Below are 24,176 nucleotides of genomic sequence, written 5' to 3' on the forward strand. Positions count from 1 at the left end.
GGATTTACTGATGGGTTACTTAAATCTTAATCAAGGATACAGAGAAGGTTTATTAGAAACACGTTCTGTCATTAAAAAAGATAATTACGCTTTAATCACACCAGATGGCTTAGTGAATAATGTTGTACCTGGCTTTCAAGATTGTGACGTAACAATTTTAGGATCACCACGTTTAGGCGCAAGATTCGTAGATTACTTAGTGACTGTTAAAAACGAAGGTGGAAATAAAACTGGTTTCGCTGGTGAAGGTATTCAATCATTTGTATACGTTATTAATGGCACAATCAACGCTTATGCAGCTGGTGAAAAATACGAATTAACGGCAGGTGGATACTTATATGTACCGCCACACCTACAGTTAACTTTTGAAAATAATAATAACGGTGAGGATAGCCGCTTATTTTTATATAAAAAACGTTATCAACCACTTAAAGGGCATCCACTTAAAGGACATACACCTGATGTAGTGACAGGTAATGTGAACGACATTAAACAAGAAGCTTATGAAGGTATGAAAGAAGTATTAATCCAAGATTTATTACCAAAAGAGATCGGATATGACATGAACATTCATATTCTTTCATTCAAACCAGGTGCTTCACACGGTTACATTGAAACACATGTTCAAGAACACGGTGCGTACGTTTTAAGTGGCCGAGGAATGTATAACTTAGATAACGAATGGATGCCAGTTGATAAAGGGGATTATATCTTTATGGGCGCTTATGTACCACAAGCAACTTATGCAATTGGTTTAGATGAACCATTCTCATATATTTATTCTAAAGATGCAAACCGAGACATTGACCTATAAAGAGGAGGCCTAATGAATCTTTGAAGCTATCGAAAGATTCATTAGGTATCTCCGTTACAAAAGAAATTCACTTATGTAGAATCTGACAAAATATTTTAGTGATGTAAGAAAAGGGGCTGACAAGATGCGTGTATCGAAGGAAGAACTATTTAATCTAATGAAACAAAAGTTTATAAAAGCGGGATTAAATGAAGGAGCGGCACATGATGTTTCAGATGTTTTAACATTCGCTGATCATAGAGGTATTCACTCACATGGTGCCGTACGTGTTGAATACTATTCTGAACGAATCGCAAAAGGCGGTATTACCGCAAATCCAAATTATACATTTGAACAAACAGGTCCATGCTCTGCTGTTTTTGGTGGAGATAATGGCCCAGGTCACCAAGTGGCAAAACAAGCAATGGAAAAAGCGATTGACATGGCAAAACAATCAGGTGTTGCCGTTGTTGGTATGAAAAATATCTCACATAGTGGTGCGTTAGGTTATTTTGTTGAGATGGCAGCAGAACAAGATATGGTTGCTATTAGTATGTGTCAATCAGATCCTATGGCCGTGCCATTTGGGGGGACTGAACCTTACTTTGGTACAAACCCAATTGCATTTAGTGCACCATCTGCAGATGATCGCATCATTACATTTGATATGGCGACAACTGTCCAAGCTTGGGGCAAAATTTTAGACGCAAGAAGTAAAAACGAATCTATTCCAGATACATGGGCAGTAGATGAAACTGGTGCACCAACTACGAATGCTAGAGATGTTCATGCACTCCTGCCAATTTCGGGTGCAAAAGGGTATGGCTTGATGATGATGGTAGATATATTATCCGGTAGTCTTCTAGGAGTCCCTCATGGTATGCATGTGTCTTCCATGTATCAAGACTTAACAAAAGGGCGTGACTTAGGTCAACTTCATATTGTTATTAATCCTGCCTATTTCACAAATTTAGATGCTTTCAAACGACAAATTTCCACGATGCTCGATGAATTAAAAGGGCAGCCAGCTGCAGAGGGATATGGAGAAATTTATTATCCAGGTGAACGCGGTAAATTAAGAAGTGCGAAATATGATAAAGAAGGTATTGAAATCGTAGACGATATTTATAACTACCTTGTGTCAGACGATGTTCATTTCGATCGTTATCACGGAAAAAATAGATTTGCAGAATAATAAATTGGAGGATCATCATGTTATACACAATTATAAAAGAAAACACTTATAAAGACTCCATCGTGTTAATGCTTTTATCAAATAAGTTATCTGCAATTGATGGTGTAAGCAAAGTATCAATCATGATGGGAACACCAGCGAATAAAGACATTTTTAAATCTTCTGGCTTAGGCACGGATGAATTAGAAAAAGCTAAGCCAAATGATATTGTCATCGTTGTAGATACAGATCAAGAACAAAAAGTAGACGAAGTGAAAGAAGAAGTAGAGATCGCTTTAAAAGGTGAATCAGATTCACAAAATACATCTAAAGGTCAAGAAGCACATAACTGGAAACGTGCAATGGAGCTTGCGAACAATCCGAACTTAGCGTTAATTTCTATTCCTGGTCAATATGCTGCGATGGAAGCGGAAAACGCATTGAACGAAGGCTTGCATGTATTCATGTTCAGCGACAATGTTTCGAAAGAAGACGAAGTGAAATTGAAACAAAAAGCGCATGAAAAAGGATTATTAGTGATGGGCCCAGACTGTGGTACTGCACTTATTCACGGCGTACCTCTTGCCTTTACAAATAACGTAAACGAAGGCGACATCGGTATTGTCGGGGCATCAGGTACAGGGATCCAAGAAGTGACAACAATTATTGACCGTTATGGTAAAGGTGTTACGAACGCTCTTGGTACAGGTGGACGTGATTTATCGACGGAAGTTGGTGCGATTACAATGTTAGATAGCATCAAAGCGTTAAATCAAGATCCGAAAGTAAAAGTAATTACAGTGATCTCCAAACCACCTGCAGAGGAAGTACAACGCAAAGTATTAAACTTATTAAGAAATATTGACAAACCAGTTGTTACGCTATTTTTAGGTGACAAACCTTCCTATCAAGAAGAGAACATCTATCATGCTTATACACTTGAAGAAGCAGCAGTTGTAGCTGTCCAATTATCAAATGGGGACAAACCGAATTTCGAACCGACAACAGCTGATGTAAACGTTGTATTAAAAGAATTACAAGTTGGTATTAAAGGTTATTATTCAGGCGGTACATTAGCATCTGAAGCAGCGATGCTAGTGAGAGATGCTTTCAAAGATACAATGACTGAAGAGAAAAGCGATAGCTATGTTTTAAAAACAAACACTCATGAAATTATCGATTTAGGTGATGATGTTTATACAAAAGGTAAACCACACCCGATGATTGATCCTGAAAAACGAATCGAAATGCTTGAAAAATCCGTTAACGATCCTGAAACAGCGGTCATTATGATTGATAACGTCATTGGTAACGGTGGGCATGAAGACATGGCCAGTGAACTAGCACCAGCAATCAAACGTATTTTAGACAGTGCACGTCAAGATGGTCGTCAACTTGCAGTGCTTGCAACAGTTGTTGGTACAGCACAGGACATCCAAGGTTATGAGAAACAAATGGAGATCTTAAAAGAGAGCGGTGCAATTATTTGTAAGACAAACGACCAAATGGTTCGCACAGCTATCCAACTTATAGGCGGTAAAGTGGAACAACCAATTGTCGATGTACAAAAATTCGACTATACAAAAGAAAATTTAGCAGTAGATGATAAAGTGATGTCGTTCATCAATATGAAACCAAGTGTGATCAATATTGGGCTAAAAAGCTTTACGGAAGCTGTTCAAAACAGTGGCTCGGAATGTGTTCAATTTAATTGGCGTCCAATTGCTGGTGGCGATGAGAAGTTAATGAAAGTACTTCAATTCTTAAACTATTATGAAGGAGGTACAATCTAATGGGTTTCAGAACAATCAATGAAGCAAACGAAGCCGTTATTCAAAAGATCATAGCAGCAGCACCATTCTTAACGGATGTTGTACCTGCTAAGTCTGTTATTCCAGAATTAAAAGAGTATGTGTTATTACATGCTGGACCTCCAATGAAATATGAAAACATGACAGATCCTATGCAAGGTTCCTGCGTTGGCGCAATCCTTTTTGAAGGATGGGCAAAAGACGAGGAAGGTGCACGTGATCTACTTGAAAATGATCAGATAACATTTATTCCATGTCACCATGTGAATGCGGTTGGGCCAATGGGTGGTATCACATCACCTAATATGCCAGTCCTTGTCGTTGTTAACAAAGAGAGTGGTCACGAGGCGTACTGTCAAATGAACGAAGGGATTGGAGCCGTATTACGCTTTGGCGCTTATAATGAGCAAGTAATCAACCGTTTACACTGGATGAAAGACGTATTAGGTCCAGTGTTAAGTAAAGCATTAAGAACATTGGCTGAAGGCTTGAACGTTAACGTATTGTTTGCGAAAGCGATTGCCATGGGTGATGAATTCCACCAACGTAATATTGCTGCGTCACTTGCGTTTTTAAAAGAAATAGCGCCAATCATTACGTCATTAGAAGACGTTGAAAAAGAACAATGTACAGAAGTAATCCAGTTCTTAGCTGACACAGACCAATTTTTCTTAAACATTGCCATGGCGGCTGGTAAGGCGATGATGGATGCAGCGCGTACGATCGAACACGGTACAGTTGTTACTGCGATGTGCCGAAACGGTGAAAACTTTGGTATACGTATTGCGGGTATGGGAGACGAATGGTTTACGGCTCCTGTTAATACGCCACAAGGATTATATTTCACTGGTTACTCAGCAGAAGATGCAAACACAGATATGGGCGATTCAGCGATTACAGAAACAATCGGTGTGGGCGGCATGGCAATGATTGCAGCTCCTGCAGTTACACGCTTTGTAGGTACGGGCGGATTTAATGATGCGCTTGAAACGAGTAATCAAATGACTGAAATTTGTATTAGTGAAAATCCGAACTTTGTCATCCCAACTTGGGACTTCAAAGGCGCATGTTTAGGCATCGACGCTAGGAAAGTTGTTGAAACAGGGATCACTCCAGTCATCAACACAGGTATTGCCCACAAAATTGCGGGTTACGGACAAATTGGTGCCGGTACAGTCCATCCGCCAATCGAATGTTTCGAAAAAGCTATTACAGCTTATGCCGAAAAGCTAGGCTTTAAAGGATGATTTTACAAGCAAGTGCGGTTGGGTCAATCGCACTTCCATTGTTAAATGAAGGTAATACCTTTTCCGTACACAGTATATTTGAAAAAGGTTTGAATATCGTTGATCAAAATGGTGAATTGATATTTGCTGGTACCGATGAAAATGGGACATTTCCGTTTGGTATATTGCTTGATCCACAAACGAAAGAAACGATAAAGACTTATATTCAAGTGGGAGATACGTTAACAGTTCGTCATAAACGTCTTACTCATAACCGATTTGACATGTTGTTGAATTCAAAAACACTCCCTTTAAATATGGATTTTGAACATGCAAATATCACTCAATTAAAAGAAAATTTTCAAGACATTTCATTTAAAGCCTATGATTCAACAGATTTTGAACGTGCACGTGTGTTGTCCTTGATCAATCGATTACAAGATCCATCTGAAAATCTTGAGGAGACACTTCGTTACTTCATTGGACGTGGACAAGGCCTAACACCAACTGGTGACGATATACTGGTCGGCATTTTGTACGGACATTTTATCAATCATTTTATCGAACATAAACATCTAGAAACGTTAAAAGCTTTAATGAAGGAACCGTTAACAACCATTGTTAGTAAGCGTTTTATAACATGTGCTTTAGATGGTCTATTTAGTTCGAAGATTACAGCATTGCAGCATGATCCATCTTTAGAAAGTATGAAAAGGCTTATAAATGTAGGTTCATCATCCGGGATGGATACGTTATATGGCATTTACATGTCATTAACTAAGGAGTGAAAGAAATGGGGAAAAGTGTAGTTATTGCTTTGGGCGGTAATGCCATTTTACAGCCAAAACAAGAAGCAACTTATGAAAATCAATTCAAAAACGTAGTGTCGGCAACAGGCCATATGGTGGAAATTCGAGAAGCGGGGCATAAAATTGTCATTACACACGGCAATGGTCCGCAAGTGGGAAATATTATTGCTCAAAACGAAGCTGCTAAAAATGTTGTTGAACCACTACCAATCCATGTTTGTAACGCAGAATCACAGGGGTTCATTGGTTATATGATGGAGACAGCTTTAAAAAACCATATGAAAGAACGAGACATTGCTACAAATGTGGTGACATTGCTAACGATGGTAGAAGTGGACAAGGACGATCAAGCGTTTAAAAATCCGACTAAACCAATCGGTGTATTTTTCTCGGAAGAAGATGCGCAGCGTCTAGAAAGACAAGGCTTTACGATGGCAGAAGATGCAGGTCGGGGATACAGACGCGTTGTGCCTTCACCAGAACCTAAAGTGATTCATGGTATAGATGAAATTAAACGTTTAATTGATGAAACAATTGTTATTTCATCTGGTGGTGGTGGAATACCTGTTTATCGTGAAGACAGTGGTCAATTACAAGGTATTGAAGCAGTAATTGATAAAGATCGTTCAGGATTAAAGCTTGCACAACAAGTGAATGCGGATGTTTTCATGATGCTAACAGATGTACCAAATGTCTATATTAATTTTGGGAAAGAAAATGAGCAAAAATTAAGCCATATTACTGTAGCAGAAGCTGAGCAGTATGTTGCAGAAGGACAATTCCCAGCAGGTAGTATGTTACCAAAAATGCAAGCAGCTATAGAATTTGCGAAATTAGGGAAAGAGTCTATCATTTGTTCAATCGATCAAGCAGTAACTGCATTAGACGGAAAAGCAGGTACACGTATAACAAAATAAGCTGAATTAGTTGTTTGCAACGTCCTAAAGCGACATATAGCGTTCTCTAGACGTTGCAAACTTCTTGTCGTTCAACTTACTTCGAAATTGTTGAATCACTCTTAAGAGGGTTCTACTAGCCTTTAAACAAATAAGTAGAAAGCATATGTAAAAATTAAAAGTCCAAAACTATTTGTCTTAAAAATGGAGAAATAGTTTTGGACTTTTTATATTTAGTTAAAAAAGGATAATAATGTATAATGAAGATTGATAATTTGTAAAACTGTTGAAAAACTTCTAAGATTCACAGCTATTACAAATCATTATTCTATGTTTTGAAACCAATAAAAATGTTTATTTAAAGGGGAGAAAACTAAAAGATGGGTGTAACTATTTATAACGGAGAACGTTCAGAAGAAAGTATTCAATTCGAAAAATGGATAATTGCTGAAAGTAATAAAGAGAGTTTTTCTAGTATTGCAAACACCGAACAGTTTGTTAAGGAAAAAGGTACTGAAAACACTAAACCTTATGTTATTGGAGAGGATGTTACATTTTTAAGTGAAGTGAAGGAGCATGTATTCGAGGGAATGCAGGTTTTCACATTAAATGACGAAAAGTCTTTGAAGCAAAAAGCTATTCTATATCTACACGGTGGTGCTTGGACGGAGCAACCTTTAAGTTTCCATTGGTTGTTCTTGGATAAAATGGCGCAATCTTTGAATGCGAAAATAATTGTTCCGATTTATCCTAAAGTGCCTCATTTTAACTATAAGGATACGTACCCGAAAATTCTAAATCTGTATAAAGAAATGCTTGCAACTGCTGAAAATTCAAATCAATTAACAATCATGGGAGATTCGGCAGGCGGTAATATAGCACTTGGCCTGGCCCATGTTGTAAAAATGAACAATTTGCCTCAACCGAAAGACATTATTTTATTATCAGCAAGTGTTGATTTGACTTTTGAAAATCCTCTTATAGCTGAATATGAAGAAATCGATCCGATGTTAGCAAGTGAAGGAATGGTAGTCATTACTAAGTTATGGGCAGCTGATAAAGATTTAAAAGATCCATTGATTAGTCCAATAAACCTTGACTTTAAAGGACTAGGAAAGATAACTCATTTTATTGGAACGCACGAATGTTTATATCCAGATGCAATAAGACTTGATGAAGAGCTAACAGAACAGGAAATTGAACACAATACCTTTGTTTATCCGAAAATGAATCATGTGTTTGTTGTTATGCCAATCCCTGAAGCTCTAGATGCTCAACAGAAAATTATCACTATAATTAATGAATAAATGCTGTTTTTTAGGTATAGAACGTATGTTCTGTGTGTGAGTAAATTAGCGTGGCAAGATTGTGATGAATTCATATATCAATTGAAATATGCAAAAAAGAGGACGTATTTATATATATGGTTTATCAGAAGTCAAAATGGATTAAACTTTAATCTCCAATTGAAGGTTAACTGCAGCTGAAATAGCAGACTATGGTCATTTCGCGCATTAAAGGGCTTAGAAGTAAGAACGCATTATAAGAAAAGAAAATGGTTGGTGAAAGTTGTTTAAATATTTAGCCGTAAATGATTTTGACAAAGTGGATTATGTATTAAAGGGATTAAACTGGAGGGAACAAACAATGGATGCAAAGACACTTTTGTTACAACAATGGACAAGCTGCTTAGATGAAGAAGATTGGTTTCCAGCACTTGAAAAAGTGCTAGAGGAAATTACTTTTGAACAGGCATTTTGGAAACCAACTGAGGGAGCAATGAATTCCATTTGGGAATTAGTTTGTCATTTACTTTTCTATAAAAAGAGACTTCTGACGCGATTTCTTGGTGATACAGCGAATGAACCACGGGCAGATAATAATGAATCTACATTTCGATTACCAATTTTGACGTTTGAAAATTGGAAGGAAACAAAACAAGAATATTATGATGTTCATAATGAACTAGAAAAAATACTAGCAAAAGCAGAACAAGAAGATTTGTATCGACAGATACCTGGAGAAAGATCATTAGTGCTTGAAATGAAGAGTTTAGCATTACATGACGCATACCATATTGGGCAAATAGTATTCCTAAGTAAAATGCAAAAAGCTTAGGCAGGTAAACGCAGATTTCATATTAAGAATGGGAACATCCAAATCGGGCGTTCCCATATTTTATACTTAAAAAACAACATTACTAGTTAAATTAACTTTTTTAGCTGTTTTGTCTCACTATTATTAGTATACTTTTCATTGATACATAACTTCCTATAATTTATATTATGTAAACTAAAATTATTTGGCGTGGAGGAGGGCTTGGATACGTCAACTGCCCATATGTATATGGACAAGAATCTACAGACATTTTGGACAAGAATGTCCGGACATAATATATTTCCCTACTTTTTGGACAAGAATATCCAGACAAACGTACATTTTTCCAGCTGTCTTAATATTTTTTCTCCATGTGCTCGTACTGTTCCACAGCTATGTATATTAGTGTTGGTTTGGAATAAAGTTTGATAAAAAAGTTTGCTGCGAACGTTCATGTAATACGACAAGCCTAGCCTTGTTCCCGACAGCCCTTTATTCCTCGTTTCTTCTACAACATAAACAAAAATACCCTATAAGATGACCTTTTTGAAAGTGTCTATCTTATAGGGTACATTTTAATACGTAAACTTCACCTTTTTTCTAATATTTTTACGCTAACTGCAGCATACGTAATTATTACTTTTTTATCCTTTTTTCAATGAACCTCCACAATGGATAAGCTACTTCTATGTCTTCTTGTAAACTATTCCTTAGCGTTCAGATTTAGCCTCTCTGAAGATTATCTAAAGGAAAATTATTAGCAGTTACACTATTGCGAATTTCACGCTTTTTTTTCCGGTGAATAGATAGTATTGCTATTTCCATCAATAATTAACACTGATTTTCCTGGTATTGTCTTGCCTTGATAGTTAAATTTATCTTCTGAAAAATTCGCGACTACTTTTAATGCTTCGCCATATTCAGTCATTTGAACGAGTCTATCATCTGAAATTATTTTAAAATCTGTCATTTCTTTCGTTATTGCTTTTTTGCTAAAATTTGACCATACCTTTGAATGCCTTACAATTGTTTCTTTATGTTTTTCCCACTCGTGTTTATCTATATGATATAAAGGAGGAACATTATAAAGTATCTCATACAACATTCTATTTGTTATTTCGTCTTTAAATTTTAAGGTTCCCCATCCCCACCAATGAGTTGTGATCACTGAATCGTTGTAAACTAACTTATACAATGGGATCGTGTAGTTTGAATCCAAAAATAACTTCTTGTACTTATCCTTTAGTGGTATTTGTTTAGAAAACATTTCGGGAACTCCACCATTACTCGAATAGTATCTCCCTACGTAATACTCACTTTGTTTGTTTTTTGCCATATCCTCGTCCATCCAAGAAAATGATGGCGTTTCTATTCCATGTGCAAAGGCAATAGATTTGCTAGCAAAATCATTTCCGCCCTCAGTTCCTACTACCATATTCCATTCTTTTTGCAGATACTCCATTCTCTTAATCCTAGCCTGGATATCTTCCTTTTCAGTAGTAATATGTTCTGGCGAATAGTCATCAAAGATTTCTCCAGTACCATCTGTGTCTAAAAACCATGAGTTAAATGCTAAGCCAGTATTTAAAATCGAAGTTACTCTTTCTTTTACACTAGGCATTGCAAGCGTCGGATTCAACTTTCTACCTGCACCTTGGAATCCTTCAATCTTTTCTCCATTTTTATTTGTTACAGTTGCATTCTCGTAAAGTGAAGTGTCCTTAAATTTAGCAGTTTCCCACTTCTCTTTACCTGGTTCATGGATTGAATGATATGAATCATAGGTACCAAATAGATAGCCGAATTCTTCTGCTTCTTTTACTAACTCTGGTTTAATGAATCCTTCCTGCCAATCATCCAAGCCGATCCACATATTTTCTAGCCCAGAATCCTTCATGTCCTTTATCACATCCACAGTATTAGCATCTGCCCACTTCTTTATTGGGTCAACTACTTCTCCAAGCATGCTTTTTAATAATCTCTTATTTAGGTCAATTAATTCAACGGGATTTAATTTTTCTATTCCTTTGTTTAACAGCCTCTGAGTATCTTTATCTGTTTCAGTAAATACTTCCGGATTATAGAATTCCTTTAGTTGCATTACGGCACTTAAGGCTTTTATTATTCTTTTTTTATTGTATTTATCTACATAATCTAAGGTTTTTAAATCTTCAAAAGCTGATGAAAGCTCTGATCCATCCTCAACATTAGTAGTTAATAGCCTCTGAATCCATAATTTCAGTTTTTCGGGAAAACTGTCTCTCAGCTTTGCCCATTTAATATTTTCTTCTGAAATCACAGTTCTGTCCCAAAAATAAGCATGAGGTGCTCCATAAAGCTTTTCAATATTACTATTTTCTTTAGCCTTATCCGCCAAGCTTTTGAAGTTCCCCTGTTCAATCAAATAATTTTTATAGGTCTTTGCAACATCTACTGGATTTTTTTCCGTTAAATATATTCTGAAACCATATTCCTTCTCTTTATTAATAGTTGGAAACTCATGATTAAAAGTAAACTCAATATCGTTTTCTGTATTATAAACAATTTCACTATTATAAGGGTTTTTAATTATATATACTAGTGAATACCCACTTTTATCAACTGCAAAAAATTGCATAGATAAAGCCTCAATTACCTTCATTTTTTCTTCACTTAAGTAATTTTTCCAAATTGAATCATTGCTTGGAATATACTTCCCTTGATTTAATGGGAGCATATATCCGTCACCTTTCACTTTTGGCCATGCAAACATGTTGTCTTCATCTTTGCTGGATTTTATGGTTACATCAACATACTTATCTTTTTTTTCGATATCAACCTTAATTCCCTGTTCTGCGTAGTTCCAGCTAATGTTATCTCCACTGTCTTTTAAATTTGAAACTTTCATTTTCCCCAATGGTTCAGATAATTTCTCAGTAATTCCATTGGATTCCACCTCAAGCGCAAGTGTCTCAGGATCCACACTAAAGTTAAAGTCTAAATTATTTATTTGTGGTTTACCCTCTATACCTGTATTAATTTTTTCTTTCTTACATCCCGTAAGAACGCTTGTTAATATTGCAGCAATTAACATGATTGATAGAATTTTTTTCATGTAACACACCTCCATACCTAGAGTAATATCGGTTTGTTACACTAATGTGACAAACAAATCTAACATATTATTTTTTAATTCAAAATAAAAGGCAAGCCCAAATCCTTAGTAGAGAGATTCTATTTTTGATTTTCCAATTCGTAAAAAGTTCTCCAAATATTTTCTAAATCATTTATGTCAATTCGCCAACCCCAATAGTTTGGAAATAAAGAAATAAGGTCTTTCTATTGTAAATATGGCTGAAAAATAAGGTATTGATAGAGAATACACATTGCAACAAAAATCCTAAGAGTGAGGTAGCAATCAAAAAACAAAAGAAAAGATGAAAAGGAAGTACGTAACCTTTCACAAAAGGAACTTCGCTGGCTTTTAGAAGGTTTACCGCTTCAGCAGCTAAAAGCGATAACGAAATCTGCAAAAGGTGTCTTTTATACTCCCTGGTATAATCATCCATAACTTATTCTGAACGGAAATGTGGTGAATGATTTGAAGAACGTTCCTAATCGAGAAAATCAAAATTAACGATTAATTCGAATACTTGCGCAACAATTAGCTCAGTCAAATCGACAAATCGAAGCATTGACTGGACAAGTTCGCCAATTAACCAAGGCTTTATATGGTTCAAAATCGGAAAAATCAAAGTATCAAGGGCCAGACTGACATGGCTCTTTATTCGATGACGATCCGTCTTTTAACGAATCTGAGCACACAGAAGAACATAGCTCAGCGACGGTTACTTAAACTGTTAAGCGTAAATTACAAAAAAAACGGAATGATTCTTTTCATGATGGGATTGAAATAGAAGAAATTCACCATCATCCCACCAATACACAATGCGACTGTTACCTTGGCCCAATGACCGAAGCCGGTACAACTATTGCGCGTGAAGAAGCAAAATTCATTCCGGCAAAAATGATGCGCATTCAGCATATTGAACATACCTACGAGTGCAAGCACTGCAAAATGGATGCCACACAAAAAGCACAAATGAAACGTGGGAAAGCCCCACAAGCTGCCATTCAGAGAAGCATTGCGGGACCTACCGTTCTAGCAAAACTCATCTATGATAAGTTCATCCAATACTTGCCTCTTTACCGTTGGGAACGATATGGCCTGCTTACGAATGATAAGAACTTTTCAAACTGGGTGTTCCATGCAGCAATGGAATAGACCCAAGTACGTCGCTTTATCCAATATTTATTAGGATCATTAAAACAAAAACCTCGTTCGGTGAACCGAAAAATTTCTTCCTTAAAATCATTCACAGCTAATGATTTTACGCACGGGATTGAATCGCCAAAGACCGATGATAAACTTCCTGTCTATATGACACTAACGGATCTATAACAGCTATTTGACTATTTAGAGCGCTCCCAATCACGTTTTTCGATGCGGAATGAGCTAATGTTTAAATTATTAGCAACAACAGGTCTGAGGCGTTCTGAGCTCGTTTCATTGACCTGGGAACAAGTTGATTTGGTAAGTGAAACAATTCGAATAGAAGGAAAAGGGAAAAAAGAACGTATATTGCCCCTTCATCCACACTTAATGCCGCTTCTGGCATCCTATAAAGCTTCTTTAAGATCATATCAAATTTATCCAACAGAACCTGTTTTTCTAAATAAAAATCGTAAAGCATTAGATCCGCGGGGTTTACATGTCATTTTTTAAGATGTATTGAAAAAAGCAGGCCTTCCACCTACCCGCTTCTCGCTACATCACTTACGGCATACTTTTGCAACATTGATGTTACAGCAAAGTAAAGATAACGTTGATTTACGAACACTGCAAGAATTACTTGGCCATGAAAGTATTACATCAACTCAAGTCTATACACATGTTAAGTTTGAACAGAAAAAGAAAGCAATTGATTCTTTTCGAATATTTTGATTCCTTATTTTTTAAAAGGAAGCAACTACCCGTAAATGGGTAGTTATTATTTATTAGAAAAATCGTAACCGTTCAATTGATTTGGATAGCTAGACTGAAAATGATTAGTTGTTAATTGCGGTTGATAAGGATAATTCATATTTGTTGACGGCATTGTAAATCCTTCTGATTGAAACCCGACTTGTTGACGATAAGAATAAGGGTTTACTTCAGCTGTTTGAAACGGTGATGTTACATTTTTACCTTCAATTGAAGGATTAGAAAAAAGTGTAGCATTATTAGAATAAGGACTTGTATTCGATAACATTGCGTGCTCCTTTTTTTAAAAAGTAAAACGAATTAGTTGATCCTTAAATTCATTAATATAGTGTGGATTTTTTAATAGGTTTTCATATGCTACTGGTAGTTGTTCATAGATCGTTTCTAAATCCATTAGTTCTGTTGTGACCCAGGTATTTATATTATGTAAACTAAAATTATTTGTCGTGGAGGAGGGCTTGGTTAACTACTGTACATGGACATCAAAGTTTATACTTTACTTTGATGACAAAATTGTTTAGACTTTGGTGTCTTATGTGTTTTCTCAATTTGATATTAAATTCATATTAAAAAAACAGAACCATACTTGTTAGTTCTGTTTTTTTAATCTTTGTTGATTATTAGATTCAATACTACTTTATTCAAAGTAAACGAAGAGAAATTAGAATTACAATAACGATCTTACTACCCACTTTTTATTTATCCCACACTCTCATCTGCTAGTGCTACTATTTTTTATTACCAAATTAGCCGTTTCACATGGATGGTTAAGAGGAAAATGATGACCATATGGAACAAAATCAACCTTACCAAGATGCGAAGGAGCAGAATAGCCTCTGTCATAATCCCCCCAAATAATGCGAAGATTATACTTTGTTACTTCATTGAAATCACCTTGAACGTTTTTAAATAGTAAACTGTTAAGCTGAACCGTGGTATTTAAAATTCTAGGAGAAGTAAAACTGTTACTTATTTTTTCAATATAATGTTCAGGGATGCTCTCCGTACTTTCAAATAAACCATTACTTAATAAATAACGCTCTATCAAATTAGTAGTTGCCAATTTCAATGTCCATTTGTTCAAAAATTGAGGAACATTTATCAATTTAGCATTTTTTTTAGCAACAGGTGGCTGAAGTAAAGTAATTGTATACTTCTTATCTATGTACTTTTGTACTAATGCTTCCAAAAGAATATACGCACCAAATGAATGGCCAATTAGATGGGCACCGTTAGTAGCTTTCTCCAATAACTTTTTCACTACATTCAAATAGATATTTAAAAGATTTTTCTCTCGTTTAAAAGGAGAACGTCCCAAACCTGGAAGGTCCATGATCCATACAGGTCGACCCGTTTTTTCATGAAGCTCTTTCCCTAAAGGAAATAAATCCTCTCCATCACTTAATAAACCATGTAATAAAATAAACGGTTTACCCTCTCCTTGTGATTGGTAAATGGTAGTATTATTACATAATGTTCGTTTAAATAAATGACTGGGCTGGCCATTTTGATACATCATGCGATAATCCAGATCAGCTATTACGGCTGGGAAAAATTTCATTACATTTGTCTCCTTAAACCAATCTTCTCCCATAATCTTTTTCGCTGAACCATTTGAAAATGTTCGATTTGTAATAAAGTTCAGCCCATCAGCAGGAATTTGGGTTATTTTGCTTACGCCACTATTCATAAGTGCTTTCAAAAATGGCAATGGGGCAGAAATTTTAGGTGCAGTCATATTCATACTTTCTGACATAGCATCTAATAATTCTGAAATATTCTGATCATGTTGTTTATCTTCAACAAGTGTATATGTCTGTATAGTTGGTTGCCCCAATCTGAAAACCTGCACAATAAACTTTGCTAGTTCATTGTTTGCAATAAGTGGTAATCTATATTCCTTACCTCCAGGGATCACTGGCATGAGCCCCTTTCGCATACTCTTCACAAGTAAGCCTAAGCCTCCTGTTTGCTCCGTACTCCCTGTTTTACTACTACCAACTACAGTTGGTGGATTAATTACTGAAAGCGGATAACCTACTGTTGATGCCTGCTGACGGATATAAAGATCTGCTAAAAACTTTGTTCTCTCATATGGATTTTTTATTTTCAAAAAATTGTTTCCTTCTTTAAACACATCTATCGCAATCTTGCTATTTATATCATCAAAGGGACTCATATAGCCTACAACATGAATAAATTGTTGCAATCCCTTCAATCGATGAATATTTTTAGCGAATTCACTAATATGTTGGGCACCATTCAAAAATACGGAAGCTGCCTCTTTGCTTGTCGCTTGAATATCCATGGGGCCACCTGCGTGAATAATCACATCCGTTTTCAATACCAACTCCTTATCTTCAGCACTTAGACCTAAGTCTATTTTCGACAAATCACCTTCAATAAAGTGCATAACTGCCTCTTTTAAGATGCCTCTTTCTTGATAAATGCGTGTTGCTTTACTTTTCGATCTCACTAATAGAAGAATTGTAACATGCTCTTTGGCTAATTCCATCACTAATTGCTTTCCAATAAAACCTGTGCCACCAGTTAAAAATACTGTTCTCATATAAATCCCCCTTTTAGTACTATTCAGTACTAATTTGATGTAAAAAAAATGCTTCTTTTATCGAAGCAAGTTAAAAAAATGATCTGCTGTTTTCATGATTACAGTTGCATCCTTCAGTGTTTCTGAAATAAATAGCGCTCCTTCAAGATTTGTAATAAAAAGAGATGCAACCTCGTCAATATTAATTGTCTTTCTAAATTCACCATTCTCTATCCCTTGTTTAAGTAATAGAGAAACTTTCGTTTGTAATCCTGCAAAAAAAAGACCTATTTTTCCTTTTACTTTTGTGGCATTTGCAGGGCTTTGAATATAAAGCGTAATAAATGGACAGCTCCCCTTATATTCTCTCGTCTGAACTCCTTGTGATAATTGCTTTAAAAACAGTTGGATACGATCTTCAACTAATAATTGGTTTTGAGATAGTAAGCCATCAATTGCAGATTGATACATTTCTATCCAATAATCAACGACCCCTTCCAACAATTCTTCCTTATTAGAGAAGTGATAATACACATTAGACTTTGAAACTTTGCTTACACGAACTAATTCATCCATGCTTGTATAAGCAAACCCTTTTTCTAAAAATAATGTTGCAGCTACTTCAATCACACGTTTTTGATTCATTAATTTTACCCTTGTCATAATTAGTACTATACAGTCCTATAATAGGTGTTGCAAGTATTTTTGTTAGTTTTATAATAAAATTGATCAAAAAAGCTATACTTTAATTGATTTTACTGCTAATAATTAATCTCATTTTGAACAAAGTTGAACTGAACCCCAAAACTGTTTTGGATGGCTTGCAATTCAACAATCTGGCCCTTTAGATGAAGAAAGACGCATTCCTTTTAAAAGTAATGCGCCTGTTTATGTAATAGCAGTTTACTTCTTTTTGTTTGCATGCCTTTTTGCAAATGTAGAAGGGGAAAATGAAACTTTGTATTTCCCTTCAAGTTCCTTCCTTACTTTTTCCGTTAGCTTTAATCCTTGTTGATTATGTATTTCTTCAAGTTCAATTCCAATAGGAACTATTTCATCATTAGCCCAATCAATCCACTCACCATATTTTAATATCCATTTTGTTAATTCCGATTGCAGTTCGATGGAAATTGGAACATATGATATTTCAAAGTTACAGAGGCATTTATTACACCATATAGCATCAGCCCCGATATCTGCTTCTACTCTTAAATCATATGTTTCATCACATTTACATTGTTCAATCATTGCTTTTTATCTCCTCTTATCTTTTCTCTACTATTTTTTGAGTAAAGAGATGATTTCTTTGTTTTGTTCAATTTGGATTTCAATATTTACCCAAATGATCTGAACCCATCTTAATAGTAACGCTACTAACAATATAGGTATTAACTGAAACAACAATCCAACCATATCTCCAGAAAAATTCATGTAAACCCTTCTCTATAATATAATTTCACCATATATATAATTCAGTTTAACAATTAAACAATATGGCCCTTTTCATAAAGAAAGATGCTTTCCTCATTACAGAAAAGCGCCCGATTGCGGAATACTTTTGATTTACACTTTTTATATAAAAATTACCTGATAATGTATTTTTTTAAAAGTATCAAATTGTTATTAGAATTTATTATAGATAGGGAGAAGAATATAAAATAATTGGACCCGAAGTTCTTATCATTTTACACTTCGTTTGTTTAAGTAGAAAAGGCTTTTCCTCCATAGATGAAGTAAAGCCCCGGTTAGTTCAATTATTTTTAAACAGAAGTTTTAAAATATTCTTTGTAAACCCCTCATATGAAGAATTCTTTCCCCGCTGGTTATACCACTTTCGAATCGTTTCTACTAACCAAAACGGCACAGAATTTCCATCTATTAAATGATAGTATTGCTCATATCCTTTTTTTAAATGCTCCCATCGAAAATCATTACCTTGTAATGTGTATTCAGAGACATCAATTATTTTTGCTCTTCCATTTTGTAGTAAAATATTTTTCAAATGGATATCACGGGGGTTGAGGCCCTTATTCCGAACATATTCTCTTGCATCCTCCACTTCATTTACAACCTGTTCTGGAATGTGAATACCTTGTAGAATGCAGTCAAAGAGAGTCGTTCCTTCTTCATAGCCTAAAATAAGATATTCGTCATATGAAGCAAAACATGTTGAAAAGAAAGGTGAATCTTCTAATAATTGATAAACATTTGCTTCAACTTTTACTTTGTGTAATTTGTCCTTGGCATATATTTTAAATGCATAGGCTGGGGCAGAAAGAGACTGAAAAACAGCCGCATCTGTTCCAACACCTATACACTTCAAATCATTAGCTTCACCACTTATGGTTACTGGATCGTTATTTGGATTTGAAAATACTTTAATTTTAGAAAGAGAGCCAATAGCTTTGTCCCAGTCGTTTTCCAAATAATCACTCCCTTCATTAGCATTGAAGAAACCTACATTATCCAAGTTACTTTAATAGTGATTCTCTATTCCTCTTAACAAAATTCAGATTATACATTGCAGTTCATTGATTTTTACCTAACACTCCCGTAAAAGCTTGGAGGGTACTATTTTCATCATTATTTTGAATACCTCATTATCATATTCTTAGATTTTAATTAAATTCCTGAACATCGAATTTTTACTTTGAATTTTTTAAATTGGTTTTTTGTAGAATGATAGGTTTTAATTATTTTGATCCTCAAAGAACATATATTGTGATTCTGAAACACCTAGCTATGTTCATCACTCTTTGAATAATTTTTATGAATATTGGACAAATCTACATTGAACGATAATTAGCATTATTTAAACGAATAATCCCCTTTTGAACGATAAATTATAGGAAACTTCCGATAACTAGAAAGTTGTGACCAAGGTATTTATATTATGTAAACTAAAATTATTTGACGTGGAGGAGGGCTTGGATACGTCAACGCCCATAATATCTGTTGTATATGTGTATATGGACAAGAAACTACAGACGAAAGATAATTCCCTACTTTTTGGACAAGAAAGTCCAGACAAACTCACAATTTCAAAAATTTAAAGACACTAAAGATTTTACTTTGGCGTCTATATTTTATGAAGTCCACTCTATTTTGCGGTAATTTATACAACTCATTTAATTTTATTTGAATAGTTGTACTCTCTTCATACTAATTGACTACGACAATCTCACAATCATAGCTATCGTTCATAGCAATACCGACATCCTCTGACTTACCTTTTTCGCAAATTTCCTCTAAGGTGTATTCTATAGCTAATACGCTAGTTAACAGGAAGCCCTACGATAGCTCGTTAAACAGTAATACGTTGACCCTGATGAGAAATAACGGCTCTCGCTTCAATAATCAGGAAATCTTAGTAAAAGATGTTTACAAACAACTTAAATATAGATATACTTACAAAGTAAACATAAAATTCTTAAGGAGGTCGAATGAGATGATCGTTATCGTTAAATTGATGTCATTGTTAGCCACAACTAAAGTAAAAATGAAAATCACACATTCGACCAGATCGGAATGGATCGCTTAAGTTTTTTTGTAATTTAGCATACCCATACCGCAGGGAGAAGTGTGCCCCTGCGGTATTTTTGTGCCTTTTTTCACCGTAGAGGAGTCTCTCTACGGTTTTTTTTATTTTTTATGGTAATTTAAGGAGGTGATCATAAATGATATTAAACTTTTTTGCTCTCACGATAACTATTACAAAACGTGAGATCTCTCTTGAGAAAGCACTTCATAATGAAAATGCGAAAAAAATCTTTGAAGAGAACCGAAGAAAAGTAGATAATTATATTCGTATTCGTCAATATTAATTTTCTTAATTAAAAAACATGAAAGGTGGGAAATGAAATGATTTATATGATCAAAAGACATCATGCAGTTTTATGGCTGGAGAAAGACACAACCACCAGATGAAGTAATATAAAGTGACAATATAGCTATTTAATTTTATAATCTCCGTAAAACTAACCCGTTCTAATCTAGGACGGGTTGCTTCAGGAGGTATTTTGCACTTTTTTAAGCGATATGATATGTTACACATACAACTTGATGTAGTTTAAAAAAATACTAAACTTAATTCCATTATTCTGCCCTATCGGCCATCCATGTAGCATATTGTTTATTACAATTTCATTTGTAATAAACAAAGTTTCCACATAGTAATAGCTATTAAAAGTTTTCAAATAGATAGGAATGGAAATTGGATTTATAAAAATGATTAGTTGTTAATTGCAATTGATAAAGAAAATCCATCGTAGCCATTTGCTGCTACTTCGTGATATTTCTTACGATACAGTTGCAATTCACCACGTTAAACCGATTGTGTTTTTGCTTTGCCATTAATTTATGCACCCGTATATCAGCTATCTTTATCTGAATAAAACGTCGCTGCTGCTACCGTATTCATATGGATTGACCAAAATTCTTCTGCAATGGTTTTATTGGATTGATTGTTAAACTTCCTTCAATAGGTTTGTTGCTAACACTTTGGATTAGAGCGTTCAGTGATTCTCCCCATGAAACACTGATAGCATATATTCCCTTTCCTGCGTACATAAACTCCATCAGCTACAATTTCAACCAGGATTAGGATTACCTGACGAACTGATCCTATATAATAGTTTTCAAGATTGTTAAGATAATTCCTATGAAAAACCCGCAAATTGCACCATTCACTCGTATCCATTGTAGATCCTTACCAATGTTATTTTCCATCATAGTAATAAGAGTTTCGTTATCTAATTTTTCCAGATTTTCTTTGACAAGAACACCTATTTTTGAATGGTTCTTATCAAGGTAGTGTAAAATTTGCTTTTGAATCCAATGTTCAATACTTTCCATTTTTTCAGGCGTTTTTATGCTATTTATAAAGTTTTGAATAAGTGAGATCACATACTTATCAATAAAATCCTCATCTTCGACTAGAAGAATCAACTTCTTCTGTAGTTGCTTTAAAATCTCTGTAATTTGATCTACCGTGTTCCAATTGTTTACTTGTGTTTCCTTCCAATTATTTATTTCAACCATTAATTGTTCCTTATCTTGTATGCCTTCTAACTCTTCTCTAATTCGAGAAAGAATCAAATTCCTATAGGGGTTATCATCACTCTGTAAAAGAATGATTTTTTTAAGCATAAATGGTTGAAGCATAGTTCCGAGCTTTTCCTCGGTAATTAAATTACGAAAAGAACTAATGGCCATCTTTAAAAAGCCATCTGCTTCGATATTATCTAGTAATTGTTTGGCTATTCTTCCTATTTTCTGCTTTGCTTCTTCTTTTGACATCCACTTTTCGATTTCAGTCAAGGTATAGTTCAATGCTTTTTCATCTAATTTTTTGTGAAGTGCTTGGGTAATTATAGATTCAAGAACTTTTTCTACTTTTAAAGAATGAAGATATTCCTTTAAGACCTTTTCCATAAACGGAGCTATTTTTTCTACATTTACAAAATTAATTATCTCTTTAAGAACTAAACACATTCTTCTTTTGAAAGTTACGGATGACAATTCTTTCTCAGCAAGTTGTATTAGTTTATCTGCAAAATTAATTTGTTGGATTTTCTCTTTAATACTTTCTTTAGTGAGCCAATCATTTTCAAGCATGGTTATAAGAGCTGTAATCATTCTATTCCGGTTTTTTGGAAGCAATGCGGTATGTGGGATAGGTATACCCATTGGGTGGCGAAAAAGAGCTGTTACAGCAAACCAATCTGCTAACCCCCCAACAAGTCCTGCCTCAAATCCCCCTTGCAATAATTTTCCCATAAGGGTTTCTTGAAATGGAATCGTTATGAGAAATCCTGCACTCATAACTCCCAAAGAAATCTTCGCTAAATAATTTGATTTTTTTCCCTTTTTCATCAATGTAATCAACCTCTTAAATTATTCTATATACATATTAGATTTAATCAGACTTACTTAGAGACTTCTAAAAATAATACCCCTTGTCAAAGTTTAAAGGGTTCCGTTTTTGAAGATAAAAAAATAATAACATTGTAAATAGCATACTAAATCGGATTGATTTCAACAATTAATCAACAATGTAAATAGTAAGCAAAACGCTTAGATTTTAATATTTATTATTAGTACGGATACCTGTTATTTGACATAACATTAGAGTATGCTCAGATAATAAAACGCACTCTTTAATGATAATGTATTATTCTTCTTACTCTACTGAGTGGTTATTAAAAGTCATTTCTCGCTTATTTCTCTTTTTTTTATAAGTATTAAATACTTTATTCGCAATATTTAAAATTAACCTGATTTCTGATTTATTTCTGTTCAATTATATATCTGAATGAATAAAAAAAGTCGAACATACATATTTGAATGTTCGACTCTTCATGAATTCCTCAATAAATATCAATATAATTATTCTTCAATGAAACTTGTATCATATTTCTGTTACAACTATTTAAGTTCATTAATATGAATAATTTCTATGAGTATTGGACAAATCTACATTGAACGATAATTAGCATTATTTAAACGAATAATCCCCTTTTTTACGATAATGGGATGATTTTGTACAGATAATAATTATAGTTTAATACGATATCTGGAGGTTTTATACTTGCAAGTGAACCGAAAAATCTCTTCCTTAAAATAGTTCGCCAAATATTGTTTAATTGAACGATACCTTCCTAATGATTTTACGCGCGGGATTGAATCGCCAAAGACCGATGATACTTCCTATTTATATGACATTAACGGATCTAAAGCAGCTATTTAGAACGCGCCAAATCACGTTTTTCGATGCGGAATGAGATAATGGTTTAAATTGTTAGCAACAACAGGTCTGAGGCGTTCTGAGCTCGTTTCATTGATCTGGGAACAAGTCGATTTGGTAAGTGAAACAATTCGAGTAGAGGTTATAAGCATTAAAACAGGTGATATACACCCGAGTAATAAGGAGAAACTTTTATAAGTTCAGTTAGCAACTTTAATGCAAAAAGTCCTTCTTAAATTAAACTACTTCGTTAGTTCAATAAAAAAAAGAGTTGCCTATGCAATTCAACATTATTCAATTAACGCACCCTGATAGATTATTAAGTCTTTAGTTTTGTCCCCATTTATTTTCGAAAATAAGATGTTCTAAAGAACGTCTTTTTTCCCAATTAGCTAACTCTAAAATGGGCTTTTCTGGGTAATTTTCAGTATAACCGATTGATATAAGAGCAATGGGATCGATGTGTGGTGGTATTTCTAAAATGTCTCTAATATCATTCTTTTTATAAAAACTTACCCACCCCATCGCAAGCCCTTCAGCACAAGCTGCTAACCACATATTTTGAATAGCACAGGCTGTTGATAAAATATCTGTTTCAGGAATTGAATTTCGTCCTAATACATGGGAACCTCCTCTTGTAGGGTCACATGTAACACAAATAGTCATAGGAGCTTCTTTTAAACCCTCAATTTTTAAATCAAGGAATTTCATTTTTTTCTCCCCATCATAATGAATAGCTAATGCTCGGCTTTCTTTTTCTGCTGCCCAAGCCAATTTTTCTTTAATTTTGTCAGTGGAAATCAAAATAAAGTTCCAAGGTTGCATAAATCCTACTGAAGGTGCATGATGAGCTGCATTTAATATTCTATGTATAATGTTTTCAGGGATAGGAGTTGATAAAAAACTTCGAATATCTCTCCTATTATAAATAACTTTATAAATAGACTCTCTTTCTTCATTAGAAAACATAAATTTCTCCCCTTTTCTTTTCAAAAATGTTTATTTTTAATATTAACTGATTTTTCATTATTCTGCCACGTAAGTTGAAGTAAAA

Annotated in this window: 18 protein-coding genes and 2 pseudogenes; 12 read left to right on the top strand and 8 right to left on the bottom strand. The window is 34.6% G+C overall.

Annotation, left to right across the window (positions count from 1 at the left end):
• Nucleotides 1-10 precede the first annotated feature (10 nt).
• The 8 genes from allE (at nucleotide 11) to ACQKN4_RS10940 (ending at nucleotide 8,827) form a co-directional block, all read left to right on the top strand.
• Nucleotides 11-814: a (S)-ureidoglycine aminohydrolase gene (gene allE / locus ACQKN4_RS10905; RefSeq protein ID WP_079561849.1), complete on the top strand. Its 804-nt coding sequence runs from the start codon at nucleotides 11-13 to the stop codon at nucleotides 812-814.
• A 124-nt stretch (nucleotides 815-938) separates the two neighbouring features.
• The gene (gene allD, locus ACQKN4_RS10910; protein ID WP_079561848.1) at nucleotides 939-1,988 is read left to right on the top strand and encodes an ureidoglycolate dehydrogenase; all 1,050 of its coding nucleotides are present in this window, start codon (nucleotides 939-941) and stop codon (nucleotides 1,986-1,988) included.
• Nucleotides 1,989-2,005: 17 nt separating this feature from the next.
• A complete protein-coding gene (locus ACQKN4_RS10915) occupies nucleotides 2,006-3,760 on the top strand; it encodes an acyl-CoA synthetase FdrA (RefSeq protein WP_427483663.1) in 1,755 nt (584 codons plus the stop codon).
• A complete protein-coding gene (locus tag ACQKN4_RS10920; protein WP_079561846.1) occupies nucleotides 3,760-5,025 on the top strand; it encodes a DUF1116 domain-containing protein in 1,266 nt (421 codons plus the stop codon). Before ACQKN4_RS10915 ends, ACQKN4_RS10920 begins: the two co-directional genes overlap by 1 nt.
• Nucleotides 5,022-5,792, top strand: coding sequence for a DUF2877 domain-containing protein (locus ACQKN4_RS10925; protein WP_427483664.1), 771 nt, complete (start codon nucleotides 5,022-5,024; stop codon nucleotides 5,790-5,792). The genes ACQKN4_RS10920 and ACQKN4_RS10925 overlap by 4 nt, the downstream gene beginning before the upstream one ends.
• A gap of 5 nt (nucleotides 5,793-5,797) precedes the next feature.
• Nucleotides 5,798-6,730, top strand: coding sequence for a carbamate kinase (gene arcC / locus ACQKN4_RS10930; RefSeq protein WP_079561844.1), 933 nt, complete (start codon nucleotides 5,798-5,800; stop codon nucleotides 6,728-6,730).
• Nucleotides 6,731-7,089: 359 nt separating this feature from the next.
• Nucleotides 7,090-8,016 carry an alpha/beta hydrolase fold domain-containing protein gene (locus ACQKN4_RS10935; protein ID WP_427483665.1) on the top strand — a complete coding sequence of 309 codons (927 nt, stop codon included), beginning with the start codon at nucleotides 7,090-7,092 and terminating at the stop codon, nucleotides 8,014-8,016.
• A gap of 262 nt (nucleotides 8,017-8,278) precedes the next feature.
• Entirely contained in the window at nucleotides 8,279-8,827 is a 549-nt protein-coding gene (locus ACQKN4_RS10940; RefSeq protein WP_427483666.1) for a DinB family protein, read from the top strand.
• 760 nt (nucleotides 8,828-9,587) lie between these two features.
• Here the strand turns inward: ACQKN4_RS10940 and ACQKN4_RS10945 are convergent.
• Nucleotides 9,588-11,900, bottom strand: a complete 2,313-nt coding sequence (locus ACQKN4_RS10945) for a glycoside hydrolase (protein ID WP_079562624.1) — start codon at nucleotides 11,898-11,900, stop codon at nucleotides 9,588-9,590.
• A 528-nt stretch (nucleotides 11,901-12,428) separates the two neighbouring features.
• Here ACQKN4_RS10945 and ACQKN4_RS10950 point away from each other — a divergent pair.
• Nucleotides 12,429-13,061: pseudogene (locus ACQKN4_RS10950) on the top strand (IS66 family transposase zinc-finger binding domain-containing protein); the annotation flags it as partial.
• Between the two features lie 201 nt (nucleotides 13,062-13,262).
• Nucleotides 13,263-13,790: pseudogene (locus ACQKN4_RS10955) on the top strand (tyrosine-type recombinase/integrase); the annotation flags it as partial.
• Nucleotides 13,791-13,836: 46 nt separating this feature from the next.
• On the opposite strand, the gene ACQKN4_RS10960 reads toward ACQKN4_RS10955, so the two are convergent.
• The 5 genes from ACQKN4_RS10960 to ACQKN4_RS10980 form a co-directional block, all read right to left on the bottom strand.
• The gene (locus tag ACQKN4_RS10960; RefSeq protein ID WP_079562623.1) at nucleotides 13,837-14,097 is read right to left on the bottom strand and encodes a hypothetical protein; all 261 of its coding nucleotides are present in this window, start codon (nucleotides 14,095-14,097) and stop codon (nucleotides 13,837-13,839) included.
• Nucleotides 14,098-14,541: 444 nt separating this feature from the next.
• On the bottom strand, nucleotides 14,542-16,398 hold the full coding sequence (locus ACQKN4_RS10965) for an alpha/beta fold hydrolase (RefSeq protein ID WP_427483667.1): 1,857 nt from the start codon (nucleotides 16,396-16,398) through the stop codon (nucleotides 14,542-14,544).
• A 57-nt stretch (nucleotides 16,399-16,455) separates the two neighbouring features.
• Entirely contained in the window at nucleotides 16,456-17,022 is a 567-nt protein-coding gene (locus ACQKN4_RS10970) for a TetR/AcrR family transcriptional regulator (RefSeq protein WP_079562621.1), read from the bottom strand.
• A 258-nt stretch (nucleotides 17,023-17,280) separates the two neighbouring features.
• Nucleotides 17,281-17,625 (bottom strand): hypothetical protein, encoded by a 345-nt coding sequence (locus tag ACQKN4_RS10975; RefSeq protein WP_079562620.1) that lies wholly within the window; start codon nucleotides 17,623-17,625, stop codon nucleotides 17,281-17,283.
• 502 nt (nucleotides 17,626-18,127) lie between these two features.
• Nucleotides 18,128-18,802, bottom strand: a complete 675-nt coding sequence (locus ACQKN4_RS10980; protein WP_427483707.1) for a serine/threonine protein kinase — start codon at nucleotides 18,800-18,802, stop codon at nucleotides 18,128-18,130.
• Nucleotides 18,803-20,054: 1,252 nt separating this feature from the next.
• Here ACQKN4_RS10980 and ACQKN4_RS10985 point away from each other — a divergent pair.
• Complete coding sequence (locus ACQKN4_RS10985; protein ID WP_427483668.1) at nucleotides 20,055-20,201, top strand: YrzI family small protein; 147 nt, start codon at nucleotides 20,055-20,057, stop codon at nucleotides 20,199-20,201.
• Nucleotides 20,202-21,000: 799 nt separating this feature from the next.
• Here ACQKN4_RS10985 and ACQKN4_RS10990 read toward each other — a convergent pair.
• Nucleotides 21,001-22,251 carry a DUF445 domain-containing protein gene (locus ACQKN4_RS10990; RefSeq protein WP_427483708.1) on the bottom strand — a complete coding sequence of 417 codons (1,251 nt, stop codon included), beginning with the start codon at nucleotides 22,249-22,251 and terminating at the stop codon, nucleotides 21,001-21,003.
• 922 nt (nucleotides 22,252-23,173) lie between these two features.
• On the opposite strand from ACQKN4_RS10990, the gene ACQKN4_RS10995 reads away from it, so the two are divergent.
• The gene (locus ACQKN4_RS10995) at nucleotides 23,174-23,320 is read left to right on the top strand and encodes a hypothetical protein (RefSeq protein ID WP_427483669.1); all 147 of its coding nucleotides are present in this window, start codon (nucleotides 23,174-23,176) and stop codon (nucleotides 23,318-23,320) included.
• Nucleotides 23,321-23,449: 129 nt separating this feature from the next.
• Here the strand turns inward: ACQKN4_RS10995 and bluB are convergent, their stop codons facing one another.
• Entirely contained in the window at nucleotides 23,450-24,091 is a 642-nt protein-coding gene (gene bluB, locus ACQKN4_RS11000; RefSeq protein WP_079562615.1) for a 5,6-dimethylbenzimidazole synthase, read from the bottom strand.
• Nucleotides 24,092-24,176: the final 85 nt, after the last annotated feature.

Source organism: Lysinibacillus sp. NPDC093692 (assembly GCF_050280125.1).
Classification (GTDB): Bacteria; Bacillota; Bacilli; order Bacillales_A; family Planococcaceae; genus Lysinibacillus.